24 protein-coding genes are annotated in these 24,825 nt (G+C 68.0%); 9 read left to right on the top strand and 15 right to left on the bottom strand.

From position 1 onward, the window contains the following. Positions 1-15: 15 nt before the first annotated feature. Positions 16-612, bottom strand: a complete 597-nt coding sequence (leuD, locus tag OJI97_RS06540) for a 3-isopropylmalate dehydratase small subunit (protein ID WP_297662250.1) — start codon at positions 610-612, stop codon at positions 16-18. Next, positions 609-2,039: a 3-isopropylmalate dehydratase large subunit gene (gene leuC / locus OJI97_RS06535; protein ID WP_297662248.1), complete on the bottom strand. Its 1,431-nt coding sequence runs from the start codon at positions 2,037-2,039 to the stop codon at positions 609-611. Before leuC ends, leuD begins: the two co-directional genes overlap by 4 nt. A 39-nt stretch (positions 2,040-2,078) precedes the next feature. On the opposite strand from leuC, the gene OJI97_RS06530 reads away from it, so the two are divergent. Continuing rightward, positions 2,079-2,228: a hypothetical protein gene (locus tag OJI97_RS06530; protein WP_297662246.1), complete on the top strand. Its 150-nt coding sequence runs from the start codon at positions 2,079-2,081 to the stop codon at positions 2,226-2,228. An 18-nt stretch (positions 2,229-2,246) separates the two neighbouring features. Further along, entirely contained in the window at positions 2,247-2,765 is a 519-nt protein-coding gene (locus OJI97_RS06525) for a sterol desaturase family protein (protein ID WP_297662244.1), read from the top strand. 15 nt (positions 2,766-2,780) lie between these two features. On the opposite strand, the gene OJI97_RS06520 is transcribed toward OJI97_RS06525, so the two are convergent. The 5 genes from OJI97_RS06520 to OJI97_RS06500 are packed head-to-tail and all read right to left on the bottom strand — an operon-like array spanning position 2,781 to position 7,019. After that, a complete protein-coding gene (locus OJI97_RS06520) occupies positions 2,781-3,461 on the bottom strand; it encodes a glutathione S-transferase family protein (protein ID WP_297662242.1) in 681 nt (226 codons plus the stop codon). A 22-nt stretch (positions 3,462-3,483) separates the two neighbouring features. After that, a complete protein-coding gene (locus OJI97_RS06515; protein WP_297662240.1) occupies positions 3,484-4,767 on the bottom strand; it encodes a serine hydrolase in 1,284 nt (427 codons plus the stop codon). Between the two features lie 10 nt (positions 4,768-4,777). After that, the gene (locus OJI97_RS06510) at positions 4,778-5,419 is read right to left on the bottom strand and encodes a 3-oxoacid CoA-transferase subunit B (RefSeq protein ID WP_297662238.1); all 642 of its coding nucleotides are present in this window, start codon (positions 5,417-5,419) and stop codon (positions 4,778-4,780) included. Then, entirely contained in the window at positions 5,419-6,309 is an 891-nt protein-coding gene (locus tag OJI97_RS06505; protein WP_297662236.1) for an HAD family acid phosphatase, read from the bottom strand. Before OJI97_RS06505 ends, OJI97_RS06510 begins: the two co-directional genes overlap by 1 nt. Next, complete coding sequence (locus tag OJI97_RS06500) at positions 6,309-7,019, bottom strand: CoA transferase subunit A (RefSeq protein ID WP_297662234.1); 711 nt, start codon at positions 7,017-7,019, stop codon at positions 6,309-6,311. Before OJI97_RS06500 ends, OJI97_RS06505 begins: the two co-directional genes overlap by 1 nt. Positions 7,020-7,110: 91 nt before the next feature. Here OJI97_RS06500 and OJI97_RS06495 point away from each other — a divergent pair, with 91 nt between their 5' ends. Further along, positions 7,111-8,013 (top strand): LysR family transcriptional regulator, encoded by a 903-nt coding sequence (locus OJI97_RS06495; RefSeq protein WP_297662232.1) that lies wholly within the window; start codon positions 7,111-7,113, stop codon positions 8,011-8,013. A 56-nt stretch (positions 8,014-8,069) separates the two neighbouring features. Continuing rightward, positions 8,070-8,882 carry a universal stress protein gene (locus OJI97_RS06490; protein WP_297662230.1) on the top strand — a complete coding sequence of 271 codons (813 nt, stop codon included), beginning with the start codon at positions 8,070-8,072 and terminating at the stop codon, positions 8,880-8,882. Positions 8,883-8,999: 117 nt separating this feature from the next. On the opposite strand, the gene OJI97_RS06485 is transcribed toward OJI97_RS06490, so the two are convergent. Next, positions 9,000-9,650 carry an HAD-IA family hydrolase gene (locus OJI97_RS06485; RefSeq protein WP_297662228.1) on the bottom strand — a complete coding sequence of 217 codons (651 nt, stop codon included), beginning with the start codon at positions 9,648-9,650 and terminating at the stop codon, positions 9,000-9,002. A gap of 159 nt (positions 9,651-9,809) precedes the next feature. Continuing rightward, the gene (locus OJI97_RS06480) at positions 9,810-10,913 is read right to left on the bottom strand and encodes a DUF2855 family protein (protein ID WP_297662226.1); all 1,104 of its coding nucleotides are present in this window, start codon (positions 10,911-10,913) and stop codon (positions 9,810-9,812) included. 53 nt (positions 10,914-10,966) lie between these two features. Here OJI97_RS06480 and OJI97_RS06475 point away from each other — a divergent pair, with 53 nt between their 5' ends. Beyond that, the gene (locus OJI97_RS06475; protein WP_297662224.1) at positions 10,967-11,356 is read left to right on the top strand and encodes a DUF488 domain-containing protein; all 390 of its coding nucleotides are present in this window, start codon (positions 10,967-10,969) and stop codon (positions 11,354-11,356) included. A gap of 27 nt (positions 11,357-11,383) precedes the next feature. On the opposite strand, the gene OJI97_RS06470 is transcribed toward OJI97_RS06475, so the two are convergent. From OJI97_RS06470 to OJI97_RS06460, 3 genes are all read right to left on the bottom strand, one after another. After that, the gene (locus OJI97_RS06470) at positions 11,384-12,592 is read right to left on the bottom strand and encodes a carbohydrate porin (RefSeq protein ID WP_297662222.1); all 1,209 of its coding nucleotides are present in this window, start codon (positions 12,590-12,592) and stop codon (positions 11,384-11,386) included. Then, positions 12,592-13,833 carry a putative porin gene (locus OJI97_RS06465; RefSeq protein ID WP_297662220.1) on the bottom strand — a complete coding sequence of 414 codons (1,242 nt, stop codon included), beginning with the start codon at positions 13,831-13,833 and terminating at the stop codon, positions 12,592-12,594. The genes OJI97_RS06470 and OJI97_RS06465 overlap by 1 nt, the downstream gene beginning before the upstream one ends. A 70-nt stretch (positions 13,834-13,903) precedes the next feature. Then, entirely contained in the window at positions 13,904-15,370 is a 1,467-nt protein-coding gene (locus OJI97_RS06460; protein ID WP_297662218.1) for a PLP-dependent aminotransferase family protein, read from the bottom strand. Between the two features lie 197 nt (positions 15,371-15,567). Between OJI97_RS06460 and OJI97_RS06455 the strand changes: the two genes are divergently transcribed. The 3 genes from OJI97_RS06455 (at position 15,568) to OJI97_RS06445 (ending at position 18,868) form a co-directional block, all read left to right on the top strand. Next, positions 15,568-16,167 carry an FMN-binding negative transcriptional regulator gene (locus OJI97_RS06455; RefSeq protein WP_297662216.1) on the top strand — a complete coding sequence of 200 codons (600 nt, stop codon included), beginning with the start codon at positions 15,568-15,570 and terminating at the stop codon, positions 16,165-16,167. Between the two features lie 113 nt (positions 16,168-16,280). Beyond that, positions 16,281-17,645, top strand: a complete 1,365-nt coding sequence (locus OJI97_RS06450; RefSeq protein ID WP_297662259.1) for an amidohydrolase — start codon at positions 16,281-16,283, stop codon at positions 17,643-17,645. Continuing rightward, on the top strand, positions 17,642-18,868 hold the full coding sequence (locus OJI97_RS06445; RefSeq protein WP_297662214.1) for an amidohydrolase family protein: 1,227 nt from the start codon (positions 17,642-17,644) through the stop codon (positions 18,866-18,868). Before OJI97_RS06450 ends, OJI97_RS06445 begins: the two co-directional genes overlap by 4 nt. On the opposite strand, the gene OJI97_RS06440 is transcribed toward OJI97_RS06445, so the two are convergent. Continuing rightward, a complete protein-coding gene (locus tag OJI97_RS06440) occupies positions 18,838-20,106 on the bottom strand; it encodes a peptide MFS transporter (RefSeq protein ID WP_297662212.1) in 1,269 nt (422 codons plus the stop codon). The two genes, OJI97_RS06445 and OJI97_RS06440, sit on opposite strands and share 31 nt — an antisense overlap. A gap of 119 nt (positions 20,107-20,225) precedes the next feature. Between OJI97_RS06440 and OJI97_RS06435 the strand changes: the two genes are divergently transcribed. Next, on the top strand, positions 20,226-22,349 hold the full coding sequence (locus OJI97_RS06435; protein ID WP_297662211.1) for a DUF2817 domain-containing protein: 2,124 nt from the start codon (positions 20,226-20,228) through the stop codon (positions 22,347-22,349). A 4-nt stretch (positions 22,350-22,353) separates the two neighbouring features. Here OJI97_RS06435 and OJI97_RS06430 read toward each other — a convergent pair whose 3' ends face one another. Beyond that, positions 22,354-24,048 carry an amidohydrolase family protein gene (locus OJI97_RS06430; protein WP_297662209.1) on the bottom strand — a complete coding sequence of 565 codons (1,695 nt, stop codon included), beginning with the start codon at positions 24,046-24,048 and terminating at the stop codon, positions 22,354-22,356. Beyond that, positions 24,041-24,796, bottom strand: a complete 756-nt coding sequence (locus OJI97_RS06425; protein WP_297662207.1) for an AraC family transcriptional regulator — start codon at positions 24,794-24,796, stop codon at positions 24,041-24,043. Before OJI97_RS06425 ends, OJI97_RS06430 begins: the two co-directional genes overlap by 8 nt. Positions 24,797-24,825 lie beyond the last annotated feature (29 nt).

The raw sequence follows: 24,825 nt of genomic DNA, 5'->3' as shown, positions 1-24,825 counted from the left end.
GCCGGTGCCGCTAATTCATGAGGCCGCGACCGGGCGCATCCACGGGCGATCCGCGTCGAGCTTTGCTTCATAGGCGCCGATCGCGGCATCGCTCTTCTCGGTCAGTGAAATCTCGTCGAGCCCTTCGAGCAGGCACATCTTGCGGAACGGATCGATCTCGAAGGCGAAACGGTCCTGGAAAGGCGTCGTCACCGTCTGGGTGTCGAGGTCGACATGGACCGGATCGGTCGCCGCCACCTCCATCAGCCGGTCGATCGCCGCCTGCGGCAGCACCACCGGCAGGATGCCGTTCTTGACCGCATTGCCCGAGAAGATGTCGGAGTAGGACGGCGCGATGACGACGCGGATGCCGAGGTCGCCGAGCGCCCATGCCGCATGTTCGCGGCTCGACCCGCAGCCGAAATTGTCGCCCGCGATCAGGATCGGCGCGCCCTTATAGTCGGCGCTGTCGAACAGATTGTCGGGGTCGGCGCGCAGGCTCTCGAACGCGCCGCGCCCCATGCCCTCGCGCGTCGTCGTCTTCAGCCAGTGCGCGGGGATGATGACGTCGGTATCGACATTCTTGAGCCCCAGCGGAATCGCGCGGCCTTCGACCTTTTCCAGCGGGGTCATGCCATCAGCTCCCTGACGTCGGTGAGCCGGCCCGTCACCGCCGCCGCTGCCGCCATCGCGGGGCTGACGAGGTGGGTGCGGCTGCCCGGCCCCTGGCGGCCGACGAAATTGCGGTTGCTGGTCGAGGCGCAGCGCTCGCCCGCGGGCACCTTGTCGGGGTTCATCGCGAGGCACGCCGAACAGCCGGGCTCGCGCCATTCGAGCCCCGCGTCGGTGAAGATGCGGTCGAGACCCTCGGCTTCGGCCTGCGCCTTTACGAGGCCCGAGCCGGGGACGACGATCGCCCAGCGGACGTTATCGGCCTTCTTGCGGCCTTTGACGATCGCGGCGGCGGCGCGCATGTCCTCGATGCGGCTGTTGGTGCAACTGCCGATGAAGATATTCTCGATCGGCACATCCTGCATCCGCGTGCCGGGTTCGAGCCCCATATAGGCGAGGCTCTTGGCGGCGGCGGCTTGCTTCGACGGATCGGCGAAGCTCGCGGGATCGGGCACGACGCCGGTGATCGGCACGACATCCTCGGGGCTGGTGCCCCAGGTGACGCTCGGCGCGATGGCGGCGGCGTCGATGACGACGGTCTTGTCGTAGGTCGCCCCCGGATCGGTCGCGAGGCTCTTCCAATAAGCGACCGCGGCGTCCCAGTCGGCGCCCTTCGGCGCATAGGGGCGACCCTTCAGATAGGCGAAGGTCGTTTCGTCGGGCGCGATCAGCCCGGCGCGCGCGCCGCCCTCGATCGCCATGTTGCTGACGGTCAGCCGCCCCTCGATGCTGAGGGCGCGGATCGCGCTGCCGGTATATTCGATGACGTGTCCGGTGCCGCCGGCGGCGCCGATCGTGCCGGTGATGTGGAGGATGATGTCCTTCGCGGTGACGCCGGGGCCGACTTCGCCCTCGACGCGCACTTCCATCGTCTTCGACGGCTGGAGCAACAGCGTCTGCGTCGCCAGCACATGCTCGACCTCGCTCGTCCCGATACCGAAGGCGAGCGCGCCGATGCCGCCGTGGCAGGCGGTGTGGCTGTCGCCGCAGACGATCGTCGTGCCGGGCAGCGAGAAACCCTGCTCGGGGCCGACGACATGGACGATGCCCTGTTCGGGCGCGACCGCGTCGATATAGCGGATGCCATATTCGGGCGCGTTCTTCTCCAGCGCCGCGAGCTGCGCCGCGCTTTCGGGGTCGGCGATCGGCAGCTTGTTGCCGTTCGCGTCGAGCCGCGCCGTCGTTGGCACATTATGGTCGGGCACCGCGAGCGTCAGGTCGGGACGGCGCACCGTGCGCCCGCTCGCGCGAAGCCCCGCGAAGGCCTGCGGGCTGGTGACTTCATGGACGAGATGGCGGTCGATGAAGATCAGAGCGGTGCCGTCGGGGCGCTGTTCGACGACATGCGCGTCCCAGATTTTCTCATAAAGGGTGCGGGGCTGAGTCATGCGGGTTCACTTAGATCAGCCGCACAACTTTGCAAGTCGGTGGCGAAGAAAAACGCAATTTTCGGTCGTGTTTGCGTCTCCTTCTTCGTCATGCCGGACTTGATCCGGCATCCCGCTTTTGCAGCGGTGATAAGCGGGACGGCGGATCAAGTCCGGGGTGACGAGGAGATGATGGCGCGACTGCTGTGACCGGCCTATAATCCGCCCATGCCCACCCCCGCCATCCTTGCGCTCATCCTTGCCACCGTGGCGGCGATGGAGGGCGTCGCCTGGGCGAGCCACAAATATATCATGCACGGTTTCGGCTGGGCGTGGCACCGCGACCATCACGAACCGCACGACGCGATGCTGGAAAAGAACGACCTGTTCGCGCTCGCCGGCGCCGCGATGAGCATCGCGATGTTCGCGGCCGGCAGCCCGATGATCCGCGGCGCCGCGGCGTGGGAGCCGGGGACGTGGATCGGCCTCGGCGTCCTCCTTTACGGGGTCATCTACACGCTGGTGCACGACGGGCTCGTCCACCAGCGCTGGTTCCGCTGGGTGCCGCGGCGCGGCTATGCCAAGCGGCTGGTGCAGGCGCACAAGCTCCACCATGCGACGACGGGCAAGGAGGGCGGGGTCAGCTTCGGCTTCGTGTTCGCGCGCGATCCCGCGAAGCTGAAGGCCGAACTCAAGGCGCAGCGCGAAGCGGGGATCGCGGTGGTGCGCGAGGCGCTCACCGACTAACGCCAAACAGAATGGCTAGGCGGTCCGGTAATCCGCGGTAATCAATCCCGCCGCCGCCAGTTCGGCCTCATGGCTTTCCTCGCGCCAGTCTTCGGCGAGCGCCTGCCGCTCCCATTCGACCATCGCCGGATGCGCCAGCATATGGTCGACCCACGCCTGTCCGGCGCCGACGTCGAGGCCATAGGTGCGGATGCGAAAGGCGACGGGCGCGAAGAAGGCATCGACCGCCGAGAAATCCGCGCCTGCGAGCCAAGGGCCTCCGAATTTCGTTAGCCCGCCTTCGAACAATTCGCGGACGCGCGCGACATTGGCGGTGAGGGCGTCCGACATCGGTTTCGGCGTCACCCGCACCCCGACGTTCATCGTGCAGTCGCCGCGCAGCGCCGAAAAGCCGCTGTGCATCTCGGCGGCCGCGCATTGCGCCCAGGCGCGCGCGTCGGGATCGGCGGGCCAGATGCCGTCGTGCCGGTCCGCCAGATAGAGGGTGATGCCCAGCGAGTCGTAGATCGTCCGCCCCTCGTGGAGCAGCGCCGGAACCTGCCCGGTCGGCGAAAAGCCGCGGAAGGCGTCGTAATTGACCGGCGCCGCGAAGGGCTCGACCCGGTCTTCGAACGCGATGCCGAGCGCGCGCATCAGCACCCACGGCCGCAGCGACCAGCTCGAATAATTGCGGTTGGCGGTGATCAGCTCGTACATGCAGTCGCCTCCTCGTCTTGCGTTAGCCGATCGGCGGGCGAACGGCAGCGGCGGTCCGCGCCGTGCCGCCCGGCGCGGGGGGCAGTTTGCTGAGATCGAGCCAGCCCGCATCCGCGCGCCCATGATAGCTGTCGATCGCCGCGAAGGGGATGCGGAAGGGGAAACCCCAGTCGCTGTTCCACAGCGCGACGACGCCGGTCCGCGTCGCGGGTTCGAAAATCATCGTCGCGCGATAGCCCGCCACCGCGCCCGAATGGCCCTCCAGCCGCAGGCCGTCATAAGTGAAGTTCCGCCAGCCCATCCCATAGGAGGCGTCGCTGATCGCCTGCCGCAGCGCGCCGCCATAGAGCCGCGCGGTGCCGACGCGCGGATGGTGGGCGATCTGCAGCACCGCGGGAGGCAGAACATCGGGCCGGCTGCCCATCATCGCCTGCATCCAGGTCGCGAAATCGACGATGTCGCTCTCGACCCCCGCGGCGGCGGGAACGCGCCAATAGGCTTCCTTGACCGGGCGGACGTGCGCGCCGTTGTGCGGCCTCGCCCAGTCGCTGGCGCCGGTCAGCCGTTTCATCCCATAGCCCGCGCTGACCATGCCGAGCGGCAGGAAGAATCGATCCTCGACCGCGTCGGGGAACGCCTTGTTCGCGGCCTTGCCCAATATCTCGTTCGCGGTGTCGAAGGCGACATTCTGATAAGTGTGGCAGGTGCCGGGTTCGCATTGCAGCGGCGCGGTGCTCAGGCTCGCGCGGAGCAGCGCGGGGTCCTGCCCTTCCTCCAATTTCTCGTCATAGGCGTTCTTGGTGAGCCCGGTGCGCTGCGACAGCAGCTCGGCGACCGTCACATGCGCCTCGGCGCCGCCCGGCAGGCGCAGCGAGGTGCGCCAGTCGGCGACCGGGCGGTCGAGATCGACGGCGCCGTCGCTGGCGAGCGCCGCCGCCATCGCCCCCGTCGCAGTCTTGGAAACCGAGGCCCAGCGGAACAGGGTATGCGGCGTGACCGGCGCGCCGGTCGCCTTGTCGGCGACGCCATAGGTGCGCACGAAGCTTAGTTTGCCGTTCTCGACCACCGCCACCGCGAGCCCCGCCATTTCGGGACGCTGCGCCAGCGCGGAAAGCTGACTGTCGAGCGCGCGATAGTCGATCCGCCCGCGCCATTTGCCGGGCGTGTCGGGCAGTTCTTCGGGGGCCTTGATCGGGATCGCGACGCTGGCGAGCGGATGACTGCTGCCGCCAAAGGCGCGCACGCCGAACCAGCCGGCCGCCACCAGCGCGGCGGCGGCGGCCAGAAAAACGAAAACCCGCTTCATCGACTCGTTACTAGATCGCGACCTCATATTGGGCCGTGGTCTTAGCGGCGACTTCCTCCGCCGTCACCCCCGGCGCGAGTTCGATCAGCCGGAACGGGCTGGCGTGATCGTCGCGCTTGAACACCGCGAGGTCGGTGATGATCATGTCGATGACATTCTTGCCGGTCAGCGGCAGGGTGCACGCCGGGATGAACTTCGCGCCGCCGTCCTTCGCGGTGTGCTCCATCACGACGATGATCTTCTTGACCCCGGCGACGAGATCCATCGCGCCGCCCATGCCCTTGATCATCTTGCCGGGCACCATCCAGTTGGCGAGATCGCCATTTTCGGCGACCTCCATGCCGCCCAGCACGGCGAGGTCGATATGGCCGCCGCGGATCATCGCAAAGCTCTGTTCCGACCCGAAATAGGCGGTCTGCGGCAGTTCGCTGATCGTCTGCTTGCCGGCGTTGATCAGGTCGGGGTCCTCGTCGCCTTCGAGGGGGAAGGGGCCGATGCCGAGCATCCCGTTCTCCGACTGCAGCGTCACCGTCATCCCGGCGGGGACATGGTTCGCGACCAGCGTCGGAATGCCGATGCCGAGATTGACGTAATAGCCGTCTTCCAGCTCCTTCGCGGCCCGCGCCGCCATGTCATCACGCGTCCAGGCCATTATTTCGGCTCCCATTGCTTGTCGGAGGGGAAGATGTCGGCAAAGCCGCCGCGAATCGACGGGCCGTAGACGGGGTTGGAGAGCAGGAACCAGCCATGCCCCCACAGGTCGGCGATCGGGCCGCTGGTCGCCAGCGTCTTGCGATCGGCGACCGAAAGTTCGCGCGCGTTGAACGCCTGCGCGAAGTCGCCGAGCTGGTCGCCGCCCATCGCGATCACGCAATATCGCGAGGCGATCAGCGCGCGGCGCCCGTCCTTGCTCGCGCCGTCGGGGGTGTCGCCCATCAGGAACAGCGTCTCGCCATGCTTATATTCGCCGAGTCCGGCGGCGCGCAGCGTGTCCTCGGTGCCCTTGGCATTGGCGGCGGTGCGGTTGGTGTTGACGATCACCGTCACCCCCGCGCCGCGCATGATGTTCACCGCGTCAATCACGCCGGGCATCGCCACCGCCTTGCCCGCGCCGGTCTTTTCCCACTGGTCCCAGATCGCGGGGTCGAAATCCTTGCGCTGCTCGGCCATGTAGCGCATCGCGCCGATGTTCCAGATCAAGGTCTCGTCGGCGTCGAACACCGCCGCGAGCGGCTTTTGCCCGCAATCGTCGAAGCGTGGCGCGGCGGGCGTCGATCCCTCCGCGAGCACGACCTGCTTGTGCGGCGCGGCCGAGATGGCGACCGCGCGCACATAGGCGGCGAGCGCGCGATAGACCTGCGCCGACGCGACCGCGCCCTCGGCCGATCCGTAGAGCCATTGCTGCCCCGTCGGCGGCGACGTCGGCGTCGGCTTCTCGCCGACCTGCGAGGCGACGACGTCGGCGCTCAGCGGTTTGGGTGCGGTCTGGGTCGAGGCGCAGCCCGCGAGCAGCAGGGCGGCGGCGAAGGCAAGGCCGCGCATCACGCCGCTTCCCGCGGGCGCACGGTGCGGAATTCGATCTTCTTGTCGTAGGGCGCGCCGACGATCATCCGCTTCACGTAAATGCCGGGCAGGTGGATGCAGTCGGGATCGAGGCTGCCGGTCGGCACGATCTCCTCGACCTCGGCGACGCAGATCTTCGCCGCGGTCGCCATCGGCTGGTTGAAGTTGCGCGCGGTCTTGCGGAAGATGAGGTTGCCGCTTTCGTCGGCCTTCCATCCCTTGATGATCGCAAGGTCGGCGAAGATGCCGCGTTCGAGGATATAGTCCTGCCCGTCGAAGCTCTTCACTTCCTTGCCCTCGGCGATGAGGGTGCCGACGCCGGTCTTGGTATAGAAGCCGGGGATGCCCGCGCCGCCGGCGCGGCAGCGTTCGGCGAGCGTGCCCTGCGGGCAGAATTCGACTTCGAGCTCACCCGCCAGATATTGCCGCTCGAACTCCTTGTTCTCGCCGACATAGGAGGCGATCATCTTTTTGATCTGCTTGGTGCGGAGCAGCTTGCCGAGCCCTTCGCCGTCGATCCCGGCATTGTTGCTGGCGATGGTCAGCCCGTTGACCCCCGAATCGCGCACCGCGTCGATCAGCCGTTCGGGGATGCCGCACAGGCCGAAACCGCCCGCGCAGATATGCATTCCGTCGAAGAGCAGTCCGTCGAGCGCGGCAGCGGCGTCGGAATAGCGCTTGGTCCCCATGAAACGGCCTCCTTGGTGGGTGAGTGCGCGCGACATTGGCGCATCTGACATATCAATTCTAATCATAGTGTTTTTAGTTTATCGATAAGTGATGTCGATCAATAGAATCGCCTTCTATCACCTCGAAACCCTGCTCTGGATCGACCGGCTCGGCACCTTTTCGGCCGCCGCCGAGCGGCTCAACACCACCCAGCCCGCGGTGTCGGCGCGGATGCGCGAGCTTGAGCAGCGGCTGGGTTCGGCGCTGTTCCGCCGCGACGGGCGCACCATGTCGCTGACCCCAGCGGGCCGCAAGCTGGTGCGCGACTGCGCGCCGCTGCTTCGCGACATGGAACGCGCGCTGCTCGGCAGCGGTGGTTTCGCCGAGGCGAGCGGGGTGGTGCGGATCGGCGCGGGCGAGATCGCGGCGGCAAGCTGCCTGCCGCCCTTCGTCGCGGCGCTGAAGGAGGAGATGCCGGGGGTCGGGCTGGAGATCGAGATCGACCTGACCGCGAACCTGATCCAGCAATTGCTCACCGGCCGCACCGACATGGCCTTCGCCGCGGGACCGGTCGCGCATCCGGCGCTGATGTCGCGCCCGATCGGCAAGGTCGCGCTGGTGTGGCTCGCCAGTCCCGCGGTTGCCGCGGCCTTCGGTGCGGGGGATGAAGCGGTGCCGGTCTGGTCGCTTGCCAGCCATTCGCCGATCCACGGCCGGATGCGCGATGCGATCGACGCTTCGCGCATCGCGCCGCGCTCGCTCAACCTCTGCAACAACGCCCGGATGATGATCGACATCGTGCTGGCGGGCGGCGGCGTCGGCATCTTCCCCGAACCGATGGTGCGCGGCGAGGTCGCGCGCGGCGCGCTCGTCGAACTCGCCGGAATGCCGCCGCCGGCGCCGGTCGAGTTCCACGTCGCGATGCGCGTCGCCGATACCGAGCCGGTGCTGGTCCGCATCTTCGAGCAGGCCGCGCGCCTGCGCATCGCGCCTCCTATTGACGCCGGTCAATGAACCGTCGCGCCTCGTGGTGCATTATCCTGCATATCGGACGGCCAAAGGAGGCTCTCATGCGCTCGATACTCGTTCACGCCGACAATGATTCCGCCTGCGAAGACCGGCTGCAGGTCGCGCTCGATCTCGCGCGCCGCTTTCAGGGCCATGCGACGCTGCTGATCGCGACGCCGCTCCAGCAATTCGTCAGCTTCGACCCGTTCGGCGGCACTTATTTTGCCGCCGAAGCGCTCGCCGCGGCGCAGGCCGACGATATTGCGCTCGAAAGCCGGCTTGCCGACCGGCTCGCGGGCGAGGATGTGCCGTGGGACATCGCGATGGCCGATGGCGATATCGTCGGCGCGCTCGCCGGAGCGGCGACCTTCGCCGATCTGACGGTGGTCAGCCTGCCGCCCGCAAAGGAGGACCGGCGCGGCAGCCCGCCGCCGATGCTCGCGGGCGATCTTGCCGTGACCGCGACGACGCCGGTGCTGGCGCTGCCGCACGGGGTGAAGGTGTTCGACGCCGACACTCCGGCGATGGTCGCGTGGAACGGCAGCGCGCAGGCGGCGCACGCGCTGCGCGCGGCGATCCCGCTGCTCGGCGGCCGGCCGGTGGTCCTCGTCACCGTCGGCGATGAAGAGGGCGACGTCCCCGCCACCGACGCGCTGCGCTATCTGTCGCGCCACGACATCCACGCCGAATTGGAGACGGTCGCCCGCGACGGCGACACGGTCGAGGAACGGCTCGAAAAGGAGGCGCTGGCGCTGGGCGCGGGGCTGATCGTGATGGGCGCCTTCGGCCGCAGCCGGCTGCGCGAGACGATCTTCGGCGGGGTGACGCGCTATCTGCTGACGAGCGGCCGGGTGCCGTTATTGTTGGCGCATTAAAGCCGCGAGCCGATTCCCCGAGCGAAGCCGAGGCTGCGACGGTGCGGGTTCTCGCTACGCTCGAACGAGCCCCTCGGCTTCGCTCGGGAAATCGGGTATTTTTATGGCTGCCTTTCTTCAGGGCAGCGCGATCTCCAGCGCCGCCGACAGGTCGGCCAGCGCCTGTTCGCCGCTCGTCACCTTGATCGCGTGCATTCCGAGCTGGCTCGCCGGTTTGCAGTTGATGCCGAGGTCGTCGAGATAGATACAGGCCGCGGGCTCGGTGCCGAGCGCTTCGCACATCATCTGATAGATACGCGGATCGGGCTTGCGGACCCCGACCTTGCTCGATTCGATGACATGGTCGAAGCGGGCCATGATTGCGGCGACCTCGGCCGCCATCGCCTCGCTGCGCGCCATCCCCGCGCCTTTGCCGCTCGGCACATTGTTGGTGATGCAGCCGATCGTGAAGCCCCGGGCCTTCAGCGTATCGAGCGCCGCGACCATCGCGGGCCGCACCGCGCCGGCGAGCACCGCGAGCACCGCTTCGCCTTCGAGTTCGTGCCCCAGCGCGCGCGCTTCTTGCGCGAACAGGCCGTCGAACGCCGCCGCGTCGATCTCCGCCCGCTCGAATTTCGCCCAGGCATTGCCGTCGGGATCGGCGCTGTTGACGCGGCGCACGAAGTCGCGCGGCAACCCGCGTTCATCCTCCAGCCGGTTGAAGGCCTCGAAGGGCGAGGCGGTGATGACGCCGCCGAAATCGAAGATGACATGGGTATAGCGAGACATGGCGCGGCTAGAGCGCAGATTGACGTTAACGTCAACCGGTGCGGAGTGGGCATGGTTCGTCTTCAGCCGGGTCAATTACCTTCATCGTCACCCCGGATCGAGTCCGGGGTGACGATGAAATGAAATCCCGCGCCTCTTTTCATGCTGCGCCGTCGCCCTTCAGGGCTCCACGACGATTCCCGCCTTGGGATCGACGCGGCCCGACAGCATGTCCCGATAGGCGGCGAGCGCGGCTTCGCCGCCGCTCCGCTTGTCGATGCGCGCAAGGCGGGGCGCGACGTCCATGAAGCCCAGCCACGCCGCGGCGATCTTTTGCCCGAACGCCGCGCCGCCCCAGTCGGCGATCCGCTTCTGGCTGCGGCCGGGCGCGAAGAAGCCCTGCCGCTCGGGGCCGGGAAGCGCCGCCTCGCCGGCATCGGCATCCCAATGCGACTTGCCGACGATGATCGAGGCTTTCAGCCCGTCGCCGAAATGGCCGTGCACCGCCTGCGTCACCGCGCCGTTGCCCGCCATGTCGACGAGCGCCGAGGGGGTTCCGGGGTCGAGCGCCGTGATGTCGTCATAGGCGATCACGCGGTCGTAGATGTCCTGCCCGGCCAGCGCCGCGACATGCGCCTTCGAGGTCAGCCCGATCGTTCGCGGGCGCGGCCCCTGGCGCTGCGCGAGCGAAAAGCCGAGGCCGATCGCGGTCTTGCTCGACGCGCTCGCGATCAATATCTGTTCGGCGCCATAATCGCCCTCGTCCTCGAACTGGTCGGCGATCAGCCAGCCGGTCAGGAACAGCGGGCGGAAGACCGGCCAATAATCATGATCGGCCGGGCGATAGCCCTCCAGCGCCTCGATCCGCTGATATTGATTGTAGATCGGCGGCAGCGTCGTGCGGCGCGGCGTCACGTCGGTGAAACCGCTTGGACCCGCCTTGCCCGCGGTCAGCACCGCCTCGCGCGCCATCGGATAATAGCCGTAGAAGCGGTCGCCGATGGCGATGCCTTCGGCGGCGCTTTCGGTGACGGTCGCGAAGCCCCAGACGGGCAGGCGTCCCGGTTCGCCCGGCTCGGCGAAGAAATCCCAATAGCCCTGATCGTTGCCGAACAGGCCGGCGGGCTTGCCGAATACGGCATAAGTGATGTTGTTTGCGGTCATCGCATAGCTGTCGAGGCGAACGCGGATCTGGCCGGGGGCGAGCGGTGTGGCGGGATCGGCGGCGAGCGCCGCCTTGGCGATGTCGTCGCGGTCGATGTCGATCGCCCAGGCGTCGGTCATTTTTCCCTCCTTATGGCTTGCCGTGCGCGCGGCCTTGGCCGATAGTCTTGCAGATGGCGAAGGGACTGACAATCGCGGTCAAGCGCATCTACGAGCCGCCCGAGAAAGCCGACGGCGCGCGCTTCCTCGTCGACCGGCTGTGGCCGCGCGGCGTGTCGAAGGAGAAGGCGGCGCTGACCGCGTGGCTGAAAATCCTGTCGCCGACCGATGCGATGCGCGAGGAGTTCCATCACGCGACCGCCCATTCGGACGCGGCCTGGGCGGCCTTCCGCAAGGAATATTTCGCCGAACTCGATGCCGGCGGCGACGAGATCGCGGCGGCACTGGCCGAACTCGACGCGGCAGCGAAGGCGGGGCCGGTGACCTTGCTCTACGCCGCGAAAGACGAAGAGCGGAATAATGCCGTCGCGCTGCGCGAATGGCTGGGGCGGCACTGGAAATAGCCGCCATCGCGGCGGGCGCGCCTGCCGCTAAAAGCCGAACAGGCTGTGGCTCACCTCGAACCTTATGCCGATCAGCAGCGCATCGGGAATGGCGGGGCCGGCGGAGGGATTGCGAACATAATGGAGACTGGGCTGCACCGACAGCCACTCGTTCACGCGCGCATGATAGGTCGCCTCGATCGCCAGCTCGGAGGCTTTGGCACCCATCGCAAGGCGATAGCTGTCGGCGGTGAAGGCCCCGGCCAGCGCGATGCCGAATGCGTCGTCGTCGCGCCCCCGAATCCAGCCGCTGAACGTGAGCCCGGCGCTGGCGAAGCGATCGAACATATTGAACCGGCCGCTCGCGGTGCCGAGCCGCAGAAAGCCGTCGACCTGGCGCTCCCCCAGCGCCGCGAGCGGGAATGCGGCGCGCACATAGGTGCCGGAATTACCCCTGCCGGCACCGCTGTCGTTGCGGTCGAAACGCGCGGTATAATGCCAATGGCCGAGCAATAATTTCCCTTCGCCAAACGGCGCCTCGACCTCCCCGATCATCAGCGCGCCATCGCCGCCGCCCAGCCGGATGGCGGTGCGGCGGGGATGATCGGGGTCGCCGGGAACGCCGTCGAGCAGCGCGGCGCGCAACACCCATCCCGAAGCCGGCGCGACCTGCAGGCGTGCGGCGAGCGCGGTGGAGGGAAAGATCGAGGGACCACCCCGCCCGGTCTGCGCGATGTCGGTGCCGATCCCATGCGCGCTGCCGACGAACAGGCCGGCGGCTTCGATCGAATCGAACTCCGAATTGAGGTCGTAGAGACCGGCGCGCAGCGAGACATGGCTGCCGAGCCTCTGGTCGATCCACGCCTCGTAGAGGCGCAGCGCCGAAACGCCCGTCTCGATATTGCTGACCGCCTGGGTGTCGCCTGCAAGCCCGCTGATCGAACGGCCGTTGTTGTAGAGGCCATAGACATGGATCTGGGCGCCGGTCCAGCCGAGTGCGCGCTCCATGTCGGCCTCGAACACCATGTCGAGATTGTCGAGATAGCGCACGCCGCGCCGGATGCCGCCCGCCGCATTGCCCATGATCTCGCCGGTGTAGCTGATCTGGAGCAGCAGCGGGCCATGATCCTCGTCTATCTCCCCGGCGGGGTGCGTATGACTGTGCGGGACGTGGTGCGCCGGGCCGGGGTGGGGAAGGGCGGCATCGGCCGCCGCGGGCGCTCCGGCCAGCGCGAGCATGGCGGCCGGGATGAGCATCAGAAGCTCACCATGAACGCCAGGCGGATGCGGTCGAGCCATGCGGTCGGAGACAGGCCGCCCGCATAGAGCGGATCGAGCGGACGATAGTGATACCAGAGCAGGTCGACCTGCAAATGGGGCGCCGGGACATGCGACAGGCCCAGCCCGTGCAGCCGGTAGTTGGTCGACAGGTCGATATTGTCATGGCTGAACGCGGCCAGCACCGAATCGACCTCGACCTCCGAATAATGATAGGCGATGCGCCAGTCGCCGGGTGTGGAGATCCGTCCCGCCGTCAGTTCGAGGTTGAAGGCGGTATCGCCCGATACCGCCGCGCCGAGATTGCGGACATAGTCGGCGGTAAAGCCGATGGGCCAGCGCGGCGACGGGCCGGTCCAGCCCAGCGTCGCAATGCCTTCGACCAGATGGAAGTCCGAAAGATAGCGGCCGCCGGATATCAGGTTGCCGCGAAAATCACCGGCGTCGGCGCCGGCCACCGAGCCGAGCCGATAGTGATAATAGCTGCCGGCGAGGCCCGCCTTGATGTCCGGGGCGAGCGGCGCGGACAGAGCGAGCTGACCGCCGATCATGTCGCTGTCGCGTGCGACCGCGGCTTCGTCGATCACGAAATAGAGACCGCGGGCGTCTATACGCGGGCCGCCGAGATCGGCGCCATAGGCGACCGCGACACCCTGCGGCGACACGTCGCCGTCCCACAGCATGTCGGTGCGCTGGAATATCTGCGGGAATTTTCCGGCATAGGCGGTCAGGCCGCCGCGCGTATAGCGGATCCACGCCTGGTCGAGCGATACGGCCAGATCGTCGACGAAGCTGCCCACGGTCACATCGGCCGAATTGGGATCGTCGGGATCGCCGGTGGCAATCTGCGTTCCGACCGAAAGATGGTTGCTGATCGCATAGCTCGCCCGCAGCCGCGCGCGGATGGCGGTGCGCGATCGATCGCGGCCCGGCACCGCATTCCATTCCTGGCGAACCCGCATGTCGCCGCCGACATCGAGGTTTGCATCGGCCTTGCGGGCGGCATGCGACGCGGCAAGGGGTGGGGCCGGCGTGGGGACCGGCGGGGCGGTCTGTTTCAGCCTCTCGCTCTGTTCGGCGACCAGCGCTTCCAGTTTCCGGATTCGCGCCTGCTGGTCGGCCAGTTGGCGTTCGAGCGCGCCGACCCTGTCGTCCTCGGCAAGGGCCGGGACGGCGCAGCCCAGCGCCGTGGCGACGAGACATAGGGGACGCATTCGCATGGTCGCAGCTTTCCGCGGCGGCATGGTTCGCAAAACATCCAATAATATCGAAGTCTATGGGACCAAGGCGTCAGTGCCCCGCCGCTTCGCGAAGCCCGGCGAGCGCGGTCCGTGCCTCGAAGGGGTTGAGGCTCGCGAAGCCGATCCGCAAGCCGCGCGGCGCCTGGGCCTGCGTCATGAACGAACGCGATGAGGCGAAGCGCAGGCCCATCGCCGTGGCGCGGGCCTCCATGGCGTCGAGATCGACGCCGGGGAAACGCAGCCAGAAGGCGAGCCCGCCATCGGGCATCTTGTAATCCACGATAGCGCCGAACGCCTGGTCGAGTTCGGCGGCGAAGTTCCGGCGCCGCTCGGCATAGACCAGCCAGGCCTTGCGCGCGTGGCGGCGCAGCTCGCCATTTTCGATAAGCGCGGCCGCCGCGTCCTCGGTGAGCGCGTTGCCCATGCCGTCGGTCAGCGACACGCGGTGCGCGATCGCGTCGATGACGGCGGGCGGCGCCGCGACATAGCCGATGCGGAGCGCCGGGAGCAGCAGCTTCGACATCGATCCGACATAGATGACCTCGCCCGGCGCATAGCTGGCGAGCGGCAGCAGCGGTTGCGACTGGAAATGGAATTCATGGTCATAATCATCCTCGATGATCGCGAAACCGAACAGGCGCGCGAGTTCGATCAGCCGCAGGCGCCGCCCGGGGCGCAGCGAGACGGTGGTCGGAAACTGATGGTGCGGGGTGACGAAGACCGCTCGCACGGTGTTGCGGCGACAGGCCTGTTCGACCGCGTCGATATCGATTCCGCCCGCGTCCAGGCCGACCGGAACGATCCGGGCGCCAAGCGCGCGAAAGGCGGCGACGGCGGGCTCATAGGTCAGCGCCTCGACGATTACCGCGTCGCCCGGCCGGACGAGGATCTGCGCGGCGAGGAAAAGGCCGTTCTGGCTGCCGCGGGTGATGCAGATATTTTCCGCCGTGACCGACAATCCGCGCTGATCGCGCAGCATCGACGCGATGCCGTCGCGCAGCGCCGGAGCACCGCGCGGGTCGCGATATTGAAAGTCGCTGGTCCCCGCCGCGCGATGCGTGGCGCCGCGATAGGCGCGGGCGAGAAGCTCGGCCGGGAAAAGCCGTCCGTCGGGGGCGCCTTCGTCGATCTTGAGCCCGCTTCCCCCCGGCAGGGCGATCGGGCGCGCGGGCGGCGCGGCAAAGCGATAGCCGGCCTCGACATTGCTCATCGTGGGTTCGACATCGACGCGCCGCCGCTTCACCGGGTCGGGCAGCGCGGCCGCAACCATGGTTCCCCGCGTGCCAGCCGAGTCGAGCCACCCCTGCGCGATCAGATCCTCATAGGCGAAAACCACGGTCTTTCGGTTGACGCCCAGATGCTTCGCCAACTCGCGGCTGCTCGGCAGATAGCTTCCCGAGGTCAGCCTGCCGCGCTCGATATCGCGAATGAGCGCCTCGATGATCTGGATATAGACCGGCGTATCGCGCGCGGGATCGATGCGTTCGCTGAGGCTCAGCGGCCAGGGACGGAGCATTGGACCGATCCTTGTCGAGAAATATCCTGATGATCGGGACCAAGTCTAATCCGCCCGGCGGGCGCCGGCAACGCGCGAGTGGCCCCTTTGATTTTCTTTTTTTGGCGCTTGTGAGCGGGCCAGGGAGAGCCGAAGAAGGGCAGGACGCCCGGGCCCCGCATTCGCCCTGGCGGCGCGGCAGGGTTGAAGGGGACGGCGTGACGCTTTTCGAGCGATTTGACGGTTCCGACGTGCGCAAGCTGGTGGAGGATTATCCGCTCGCCTGGGTCTGCGGCGGCGGCGCTGCGGCGATGGAGGCAAGCCTCTTGCCGCTCGTCGGACGCTTCGATGAGGATGGTGCGCTGGTCGAACTGATCGGCCATCTGGCCCGGTCGAACCCGCTTCGCGCCGCGCTGACCGCCGATCCGCGCGCGACGATCCTGTTTCGGGGCCCCGACAGCTATGTCAGCCCGGATCATGCCGGCGTGCGCGATTGGGCGCCGACATGGAATTATGCGCAGCTTAAAGTTCGCGCCGAGGTGCGGTTCGACGAGGCGCTCACCGAATATGCGCTCGAAACATTGGTCGAGGCGATGGAGAAGGGGCGGCCTCGGCCCTGGTCGATCGCCGAGCTCGGCGATCGCTATCATGCGATGCTTGGGGGCATCGTCGGATTCCGCGCCATCGTGACGGGCCTCACCGGCAAGTTCAAGCTGGGACAGGATGAACGCGCGGAAACGCGGGTATCGATCATCGGTTCGCTGCCCGATCCCGATACAGTGGCCTGGATGCGGCGTTTCGACAGGGGGCGGTCATGAACGCAAAGCGGGCTGGACCAGCCGGAGGGGGTATGATGCGCGGGGCGATGACCGGATATGGCACCAGGGGATTTTCGGCCCGTTGCTGCGCCGCAGCGCTCGCGGCGGCGCTGATGCTGACGGGGGCCGCATCCGGTGCCGCGCCGCCGATCGGCGATCCCTATCCGTCGACCTATCGGCCCTTGCCGTCGCGCCCGGTGGTCATCACCGGCGCCACGCTGCTCGACGGGCGGGGACGGCAGATCGACAAGGGCTCGATCCTGCTGTCGGGCGGCAAAATCGTCGCCGTCGGCGCGGACATCCCCGTCCCCGCCGACGCCGAGGTGATCGACGGCACCGGCAAATGGGTGACCCCGGGAATCATCGACGTCCACAGCCATGTCGGCAATGGCCCGGTGCCCGAAGTGGTCGGCGCCGACAGCGTCAACGAATTCGTCGGACCCGTGACCGCCGAGGTCTGGGCGGAACATGGCGTTCTGGTTCAGGACCCGGCGTTCAGCCGCGCCGCGGCGGGCGGCGTCACGACCCAGCAGATCCTGCCCGGATCGGGAAATTTGTTCGGCGGGCGGACGGTGGTGCTGAAGACGGTGCCGGCCCGCACGGTGCAGGACATGAAATTCCCCGGCGCGCCCTATGGGCTCAAGATGGCGTGCGGCGAAATTCCCACCATGTCCTATAATTCGGCCAATCATCCCTATGGCACGAAGGGCGAGCGTCCCGCGACCCGGATGGGCAATTTCGCCATCTATCGCGCGACCTGGATCAAGGCGCAGAAATATCGCGCCGCATGGGCGGCCTATGACAAGGCGAAGGCGGCGGGCGCGACGGGGCTGGCCGCCCCCGATCGCGACCTGACGCTGGAAACGCTGGCCGGCGTGCTGGATGGCGATATCCGCGTCCACATGCATTGCCACCGCGCCGACGAAATGGCGCTGGTGATGAGCATGGCGCGCGAATTCGGCTATCATATCAGCGCCTTCCACCACGCGGTCGAGGCCTATAAAATCCCCGACCTGCTGAAGCGGGAGGGCGTCTGCGCGGCGATGTGGTCCGACTGGTGGGGTTATAATATGGAATCCTATGACGGCGTGCCGCAGAATATCGGGCTGGTGCAGCAGGCGGGCGGCTGCGCGATGATCCATTCGGATCACAGCGTCGCCATCCAGCATCTGAACCAGGAAGGGGCGAAGGCGCGTGCCGCCGCGCACCGCATGGGCATCGACATTTCAAAAGCCGACGCGTGGAAATGGATGTCCTACAATCCCGCGACCGCGCTCGGCATCGCCGATCGCACCGGATCGCTCGAACCGGGCAAGATGGCTGACGTGGTGCTGTGGAGCGGCGATCCCTTTTCGGTCTATACGCACAGCGAAAAGGTCTTCGTCGATGGCGCGGTCGTCTATGATCGCGGCAATCCGGAATCGCGCTGGGTGAGCGATTTCGAGCTCGGCCAATCGGGCGCGGGAGATCGCAAATGAAGGCCGGGCGTGCCGTCGCGCTGCTGCTCGCGCTGTTGCCGGTGCCCGCCGCGGCCGAGACGGTGGCGATCGTCAACGGCCGGGTCCACAGCCTGTCGGCACGCGGGGTGATCGAGAAGGGGACAGTGTTGATCGAGGACGATCGCATCGTCGCGGTCGGCGATACGGTCACCGTCCCCGCCGATGCCCGCGTCGTCGATGCGGGCGGCCGCCCGGTCACGCCCGGCCTGTTCAGCGCCTATAGCCAGCTTGGGCTGGTCGAGGTGGAAACCGTGGCCTCGACTCAGGACCAGTCGGCAGCGGGAGCGCCCTTCGCCGCCGGATTTGCCGTGCATTACGGCATCAACCCGGCATCGACGATCATCCCGACGGCACGGGTCGAGGGCGTGACCCGCGGGGCGATTTTTCCGATCGCCAGCCGTTCGATCTTTGGCGGCATCGGCGCGCTGATCCAGACCGGCGACGGTGCGCCGCCGCTGTTCGAGCCCCGCGCGCTGGCGCTGGTCGAACTGGGATCGGCGGGCGCTGCCGCCGCGGGCGGCGCGCGCGGTGCGGCATGGATCACGCTGGAAGAAGCGCTGCGCACCGCGCCCGAAACCCAGGGGCCGGACGGCGAGGCGCTCCGTGCGTTGCTGGCGGGCAGGATGCCGATGGTGGCGCATGTCGAACGCGCGCCCGATATCGAGCAATTGATCGCCTTTGCCGCGCGCCATCCGTCGATCCGCGTCGTCATGCTGGGGGCGACCGAAGGGTGGATGGTGGCCGATCGCATCGCGGCGGCGAAGATTCCGGTGATCGTCGACAGCTACGCCAATCTGCCCGTCGATTTCGAGACCATGGCGGCAACGCAGGAAAATGCGGCGCGGCTGGCGAAGGCAGGCGTGACGATCGCGATCGCGCCGCTCAATCGGTTCAGCGCGGGCGCGCCGCACGATGCCCGGCTGGTCGCCCAATATGCGGGCAATGCGGTCGGTAACGGTCTGCCCTGGGACGAAGCGCTGAAGGCGGTGACGCTGAACCCGGCGACGATCTTTGGCGTGGCCGACCGGCTCGGGTCGATCGAGCCGGGCAAGCTCGCCGATATCGTCGTCTGGCGCGGCGATCCGCTCGACATCGGCGATGGACCGGCGGCGGTGTTCGTCGCGGGCCGCCAGATGCCGATGGACACGCGCCAGACCCGGCTCGCCGAACGCTATAAGGCGTTGCTCTCCGGCCGCGAGTGATCGGTCCGGCCGAGCAGTCCCAATATCGCGGCTCCCGCCAGCGAGCATCCGGCGAGCAGGAGGAAGAAGGCGGTGGGACTCATCGCCGACCAGCCGGTGCCGACCCAGCCCGAAAACAGGCTGCCGGTGAAGATGGTGCCGTACCAGGCGGCGATCGCGAAAGCGCTCGATCCCGGCGGTGCGAGCCGGTCGAACAAATACAGGCCGGTGGGCAGGATATAAAGCTCGCCCAGCGTCAGCACGGCGAAGAAGACGACCAGCCACGGCCAATAGATCGGCTGGCCGTGCGCGACCCCGGCGAGCGCCGCCAGCATCGCGAAGGACAGGGCGACCAGCGTCGCGCCGATCGCCATCCGGGCGATCGCCGGACGCTCGCGGCCCATCGCGGCGCGGCGGCGCCAATGGCCGAGCAGCAAAGGGGTCAACGCAAAGACGAACAGCGGGTTGAGCGCCTGGAACCAGGTCATCGGGATGGACAGCGTGCCGACGCCGCGGTCGACTCCGCTTTCCAGCCAGATCGCCACCGTGTTGCCGACCTGCTGATACGCGCCGCGAAACAGGGTGGTGGCGAAACCGACCGCCAGCATCAGCAGAATGATCCGGCCCGAAAAGCGCGTGCGCGCGGGGCCGGCGGCGGGCTGGCGAACCGGCTCGGCGGGCAGATATTTGCCGCCGAGAATATAGAGGAGCAACCCCGCGAGCATTCCGACCCCTGCCGCGCCGAATCCCCAGTGCCAGCCGTAAAGCTCGCCCAGCGTGCCGCAGACGAAGGGGGCAAGGAAGCCACCGATGTTGATGCCGACATAATAGATATTATAGGCACCGGCGTGGCGGGGATCGCCGGGCCGATAGAGATCGCCGATCTGTGCCGGGATCGCGGGCAGGAAAAAGCCGTTGCCGATCACGATCACCGCAAGTCCGGCATAGAAGAAGGGCTCGAACGTCAGCAGGAAATGGCCGAGCGCCATGATCGCCCCGCCGAGGATGATCGCCCGCCGTCGTCCCAGCCAGCGATCGGTGACGATCCCGCCCAGCATCGGCGTCAGATAGAAAAAGGCGACATAGACCCCGAAAACCATCGAGCTCTTCGCCTGGCTCATCGCCAAGTCGGTCACCATGTAATAGACGACGATCGCGCGCATACCGTAATAGGAAAATTGTTCCCACGTCTGCGTCAGGAACAGGATGGTCAGCCCCGCGGGGTGACCGAACCAGCTTTTTTCCGCCTCTGCCGTCATCGCGATCCCCCCGCCGGCTTCGTGCCGCGCCACCAATGATCTCAAAATTACAAAAGTTGTCAATCTGTGATTATTGGAATAATAATGACATTTGCGAAGCGGCAGCGACGGGGGTGGAGATGCGCGAGGAGACGGTGGCCTGCATCGGGGCCGGGGTGATCGGCAATGCCTGGGCGGCGCTGTTCGCAGCGCGCGGCTGTCGCGTGAATGTGCAGGACCCCGATCCGGCGGCGGCGGCGGCGCTCGACGCCATGGCGATCCGCGTGGCGGGGGTGCTCGACGTGCCGGCCCATGCGATCCGCGCGCGTCTGTTCTTTACCGGCTGCCTCGAAACGGCGCTGGCCGGCGCGACGTTCGTGCAGGAAAGCGCCCCCGAATCGCTGGAGCTGAAACAGCGCCTGTTCGCCGATATCGACCGCATCGCGCCCGCCGGGGTGGTCATCGCGTCGAGCACGTCCGATTTCCCGATCTCGCGGCTTGCGGTGCGATGCCGCCATCCCGGGCGGCTGCTGATCGGCCATCCGATCAACCCGCCCTATGCGATCCCGCTGGTCGAGGTGGTGGGCGGCCCCGCGACCAGCGCAGCGGCGGTCGAACGCGCCTGCGCCTTCTATCGCTCGGCGGGCAAGCGCCCGCTGCGGCTGGACCGCGAGGTCACCGGATTCCTCGCGAACCGGCTGCAGATGGCGATTGCGCGCGAAGCGTTGCAGATGGTCGCCCGCGGGGAGGCGACGGTGGCTGAGGTCGACGCGGCGCTGATGCACGGCATCGGACCGCGCACCGCCGCGGTCGGACTGTTCGGCGGCTATGCGTTGAATATCCGCGACGCCGATCCCGCCGCGTGGCTGACGCATATCGCCGCCTTCGATTTCGGCCGCGAGCTCGTCCATCACGAACCCTTTCCCGCCTGGACGCCCGAATTGCAGGCGCGGGTGGCCGCCGACTGGCGCGCGCGCCTGGCCGATCCGGGCCCCGCCGCCTTGCGTGACCGGCGCGATGCGATGGCGGTGCGGATCGCGCGGCTCCACGACGACCGCCCCGCGCCCGCCGATCCGCACCCCGCCTTTGCCGGAGATTATAGCGAAGCGCGCGCCAGGTTTCGCAGCGCCGCCGAGCGCGCCGGCGCGATATTGGAAGCGCATCGGCTGCCCGGCCACGACGGGCCGGACGGCGAGCCCCTGTTCCTCGATGCCGCCTGGCTGGGCCCCGAGGACGCCGACGTCGTCGTCCTGTCGCTGTCGGGGACGCACGGCGCCGAAGGCTTCAACGGATCGGCGGCGCAGGTCCACTGGCTGACCCTTCATGGTGGGCAGCCGCTGCCGCAGGGCGTCGCGATGCTGTTCGTCCATGCGGTCAACCCGTTCGGCTTCGCTCACATGCTGCGGGTCAACGAGAACAATGTCGATCTCAACCGCAATTTCATCGATTTCGCCGCGCCGCCGCCCGCGAACCCGGTCTATGCGGCCATCCAGGGCGATCTGCCGCGGCGCACCGGGCTCGACGAGGCGCTGGTCGGCGAATGGGATGCGGCGGTGGCGGAGGCGGTCGCGGTCCATGGCGACTGGGCGGTCGCCAATGCACTGAGCTGCGGCCAATATGCCGACCCGGACGGGGTCGAATATGGCGGCGACGCGCCGCAATGGTCGTCGCGGATCGTGACCGGCATCGTCACCCGGCGCTGCGGCCGCGCGCGCCACGTCGCCTATATCGACTGGCACAGCCTGATCCCGATCGGCGACGGCCGCCTGATCTTCGTCGGCTTCGACGCGAGCGGCGGCGGCGCGCTGCACCGGCGGGCAGGGCAATGGTGGGGCGAAGAGGCGCTCGACCCCGCCACTGTCGACGCCCAATGGGCCAGCGGCACCTCGCAGCGGCGCCCGCATCATCACGGCGTCCTGATGTGGGGCCTGCGCCGCGCGCTGGCGCCGCGGACCGACCTTGCCGGCGCGCTGATCGAATTCTGCTGCGATCCCGACGATTTCATCCACTCGCCCGAACCCGACACGCGCACGACGATGTGGGAACGCTGGCTTTATGCGTCTCGCGGGCATGACAGCGCGGCGGGGCGGATGGCGAGGCGCTATCTGCGCGAGGCGGCGTCGCCGACCCGCCGATCCTATCAGGACGCGGCGATGGCGGCCGCGATGCCGGTTTATCGCCGAGCGATCGACGGGGCGGCGGCGTGGGCGGCGGAAGACGTCGCCGCCGATTGCGGGCCGCTGATCCAGTCGGACGCCGATTGAGCGGTCACTTCGCGGGGCAGGCCTTCCACCCGCGCCCGCGCACGACCCGGCCCGGCGCCGCGCCGGTGGGCTTTCCGTCCGCGAGCGCCGCGATGCCGTTGACGAATACGTCGGATACGCCGGTCGCGTAGCGGTGCGGATCGGCGAAGCTGGCATGGTCGGCGATCGTCTCCGGGTCGAACAGGACGATATCGGCAAGATAGCCGGTTCGCAGCAGGCCGCGGTCGGCCAGCCCCAGGATCGCGGCGGGAAGGCCGCTCATCCGCCGCACCGCCTCGGGCAGCGACAGGCGCTTCTCGTCGCGCGCATAGCGCGCCAGCACGCGCGCGAAGCTGCCATAGGTGCGCGGATGGGCGCGGCCGTTCAGGAACGCGCCTTCCGCCGCGATCGCCGGCGCGTCCGATCCGATGGCGGTGAACGGCCAGGCGAGCGCGGCGCGCAGATTATCCTCGTCCATCGTCTGATAGATGGTGTCGACCCGGCCGCGGTCGGCGACGACCAGTTCGATCGCCGCTTCCTCGGCCGACACGCCGCGCTCGCGCGCGATGTCGGCCAGGGTGCGGCCGACCAGCGGCTGCAGCGCGGCGGTGCGGACGCCGGCGATCACCGCCTTGTCGGGCCCGGCCATGCGCAGCACATTTTCCCAGTCGCCCTTGCCCTGCATCTCGGCGACGACGCGGCGGCGGGTGGCGGGATTCTTCAGCCGCGCGATCCCCGCCTCCATGCCGCCGTCGAACAGCCACGGCGGCATCGACGCGTCGAGGCCGGTTCCCGAGGCGATATAGGGATAGACATCGGCGCTCACCCTGAGCCCCGACCGGCGCGCCGCCTCGATCCGCGCGATTGCCGCCGCCATCTTCGGCCAATTGTCGCGCCCGCCGACTTTGAGGTGATAGAAATGGACGGGCACATCGGCCGCGCGGCCGATCGCGATCGCCTCGTCGACGCTTTCGAGAAAGCGGTCCCCCTCGCTGCGCAGATGCGTCGCATAGATCCCGCCGCAACGCGCCGCAGTCCCGGCGAGCGCCGCCAGCTCGGGGGTCCTGGCAAAGGCGCCGGGGGGATAGATGAGCGCCGAGGCGACCCCCATCGCGCCTTCGTCCATCGCCTGCCGGACGACGCCCTGCATCGCGCGCAGCTGCGCCGGATCGGGGGCGGCGGCGGTATCGCCCAGCACCATTTCGCGCGCCGTCGCGGCGCCGAGGAAGGAGGCGATATTGGGCGCGACCCCCTGTGCCGCGACATGGTCCAGATAGCCGCCCAGCGTCGTCCAGCGCACCGGATAGCGGAGCCCCTCTTCCTGCTGCGCGACCAGTGCTTTCGCCATCGTCGGGGTCAGCGGCCCCATCGAACTGCCTTCGCCCATCACCTCCAGCGTCACGCCCTGGCGAAGGTCGCTCTCACCCCGCCCGTCGATCAGCAGCGATTCGGTCGCCCAGCTCAGCATGTTGATGAACCCCGGCGCCACCGCCTTGCCGGCCGCGTCGATGGTCCGGCGCGCGGTGCCCGGCGCGTGGGCGCCGACATAGGCGATGCGGTCGCCCCGCACGGCGACGTCGCCGGTGAAAGCCGCTCTCCCCGACCCGTCGACGATCGTTCCGTGCCGGATCAGCAGGTCATAGGAGGGCGGTTGCGATGCCGCGCACCCCGCCAGCAACAGCGCGGCCAGCGTTGCACCCCACCGGCGGATTCTAGCCACGCACGCCGGCCACCGCGTCCGATCGGGCATAGCGCGATGGCGACATGCCGAAGTTCTGGCGAAAGATCATGCTGAAGGTCGCGATGCTTTCATAGCCGACTTCATAGGCGACGCGCGTCACCGATTCGCCCATCCTGAGCCGCGCCGTCGCTTCCTCGAGCCGCGCCTGCTGCCGCCACACGGCGAGGCTGAGTCCGGTCTGCTGGCGGAAATTGCGCGTCAGCGCGCGCCGGCTCATCCCCACGGTCCGTGCCCAATCGTCGATGGTGCGATTGTCCGATGGATCGGCGAGGATCGCCTGACAGATGTTCAGCAGGCGGCTGTCGCGGGGCGCGACCATCCGGCTCGCGGGGTGCAGATTTCCCTCGAACTCGCTGAGGATAAGGGATTTGAGGCACGCGCTGCGCACCGACTGACCGGCGCTATCCTCGTCGCGCGAGGCCTCGATCAGCAATTCGCGGAAAAAGGGGGACAGGTTGAGCAGCCGCACCGCGCCCGGCACCGCCATGGTTTCGGTGCCGGCAAGCGCAAAGCTGCGCAGCGCGCCCGACTTGCGGGCGAAGCTGCTGTAATCGACCCCCCTGGGCACCCACAGCGCGCGCTGCGGGGGCAGCACCCAACTGCCGTTGTCGACGCTGACCACGACGATCCCGGAGAGGGTGAACAATATCCGCCCTTCGCCGCAGCGCCCTTCACCGCGCGGAAACGGCGGGGCCGGATCGGGCAGGTCGGGGCGGCGTTGAAGCATGGAACCTCCGTGTCGGCGCGGCCGTTGCC

The sequence above is a fragment of the Sphingopyxis sp. genome, assembly GCF_025869345.1.
In the GTDB taxonomy this organism is placed as follows: domain Bacteria; phylum Pseudomonadota; class Alphaproteobacteria; order Sphingomonadales; family Sphingomonadaceae; genus Sphingopyxis.
The sequence above is the reverse complement of the archived record's forward strand: the minus strand, read 5'-3'. Positions and strand labels throughout refer to the sequence as shown.

What these genes read in the sequence shown, in the direction of transcription:
- OJI97_RS06500 (WP_297662234.1), bottom strand. Translation starts at nt 7,019, where the DNA reads ATGGGGACCAAGCGCTATTCCGACGCCGCTGCCGCGCTCGACGGACTG.
- leuD (WP_297662250.1), bottom strand. Translation starts at nt 612, where the DNA reads ATGACCCCGCTGGAAAAGGTCGAAGGCCGCGCGATTCCGCTGGGGCTC.
- OJI97_RS06435 (WP_297662211.1), top strand. Translation starts at nt 20,226, where the DNA reads ATGCGCGAGGAGACGGTGGCCTGCATCGGGGCCGGGGTGATCGGCAAT.
- OJI97_RS06460 (WP_297662218.1), bottom strand. Translation starts at nt 15,370, where the DNA reads ATGCTCCGTCCCTGGCCGCTGAGCCTCAGCGAACGCATCGATCCCGCG.
- OJI97_RS06450 (WP_297662259.1), top strand. Translation starts at nt 16,281, where the DNA reads ATGCTGACGGGGGCCGCATCCGGTGCCGCGCCGCCGATCGGCGATCCC.
- OJI97_RS06470 (WP_297662222.1), bottom strand. Translation starts at nt 12,592, where the DNA reads ATGCTCATCCCGGCCGCCATGCTCGCGCTGGCCGGAGCGCCCGCGGCG.
- OJI97_RS06425 (WP_297662207.1), bottom strand. Translation starts at nt 24,796, where the DNA reads ATGCTTCAACGCCGCCCCGACCTGCCCGATCCGGCCCCGCCGTTTCCG.
- OJI97_RS06490 (WP_297662230.1), top strand. Translation starts at nt 8,070, where the DNA reads ATGCGCTCGATACTCGTTCACGCCGACAATGATTCCGCCTGCGAAGAC.
- OJI97_RS06520 (WP_297662242.1), bottom strand. Translation starts at nt 3,461, where the DNA reads ATGTACGAGCTGATCACCGCCAACCGCAATTATTCGAGCTGGTCGCTG.
- OJI97_RS06485 (WP_297662228.1), bottom strand. Translation starts at nt 9,650, where the DNA reads ATGTCTCGCTATACCCATGTCATCTTCGATTTCGGCGGCGTCATCACC.
- OJI97_RS06525 (WP_297662244.1), top strand. Translation starts at nt 2,247, where the DNA reads ATGCCCACCCCCGCCATCCTTGCGCTCATCCTTGCCACCGTGGCGGCG.
- OJI97_RS06515 (WP_297662240.1), bottom strand. Translation starts at nt 4,767, where the DNA reads ATGAAGCGGGTTTTCGTTTTTCTGGCCGCCGCCGCCGCGCTGGTGGCG.
- OJI97_RS06465 (WP_297662220.1), bottom strand. Translation starts at nt 13,833, where the DNA reads ATGCGAATGCGTCCCCTATGTCTCGTCGCCACGGCGCTGGGCTGCGCC.
- OJI97_RS06495 (WP_297662232.1), top strand. Translation starts at nt 7,111, where the DNA reads ATGTCGATCAATAGAATCGCCTTCTATCACCTCGAAACCCTGCTCTGG.
- leuC (WP_297662248.1), bottom strand. Translation starts at nt 2,039, where the DNA reads ATGACTCAGCCCCGCACCCTTTATGAGAAAATCTGGGACGCGCATGTC.
- OJI97_RS06445 (WP_297662214.1), top strand. Translation starts at nt 17,642, where the DNA reads ATGAAGGCCGGGCGTGCCGTCGCGCTGCTGCTCGCGCTGTTGCCGGTG.
- OJI97_RS06440 (WP_297662212.1), bottom strand. Translation starts at nt 20,106, where the DNA reads ATGACGGCAGAGGCGGAAAAAAGCTGGTTCGGTCACCCCGCGGGGCTG.
- OJI97_RS06475 (WP_297662224.1), top strand. Translation starts at nt 10,967, where the DNA reads ATGGCGAAGGGACTGACAATCGCGGTCAAGCGCATCTACGAGCCGCCC.
- OJI97_RS06510 (WP_297662238.1), bottom strand. Translation starts at nt 5,419, where the DNA reads ATGGCCTGGACGCGTGATGACATGGCGGCGCGGGCCGCGAAGGAGCTG.
- OJI97_RS06480 (WP_297662226.1), bottom strand. Translation starts at nt 10,913, where the DNA reads ATGACCGACGCCTGGGCGATCGACATCGACCGCGACGACATCGCCAAG.
- OJI97_RS06505 (WP_297662236.1), bottom strand. Translation starts at nt 6,309, where the DNA reads ATGCGCGGCCTTGCCTTCGCCGCCGCCCTGCTGCTCGCGGGCTGCGCC.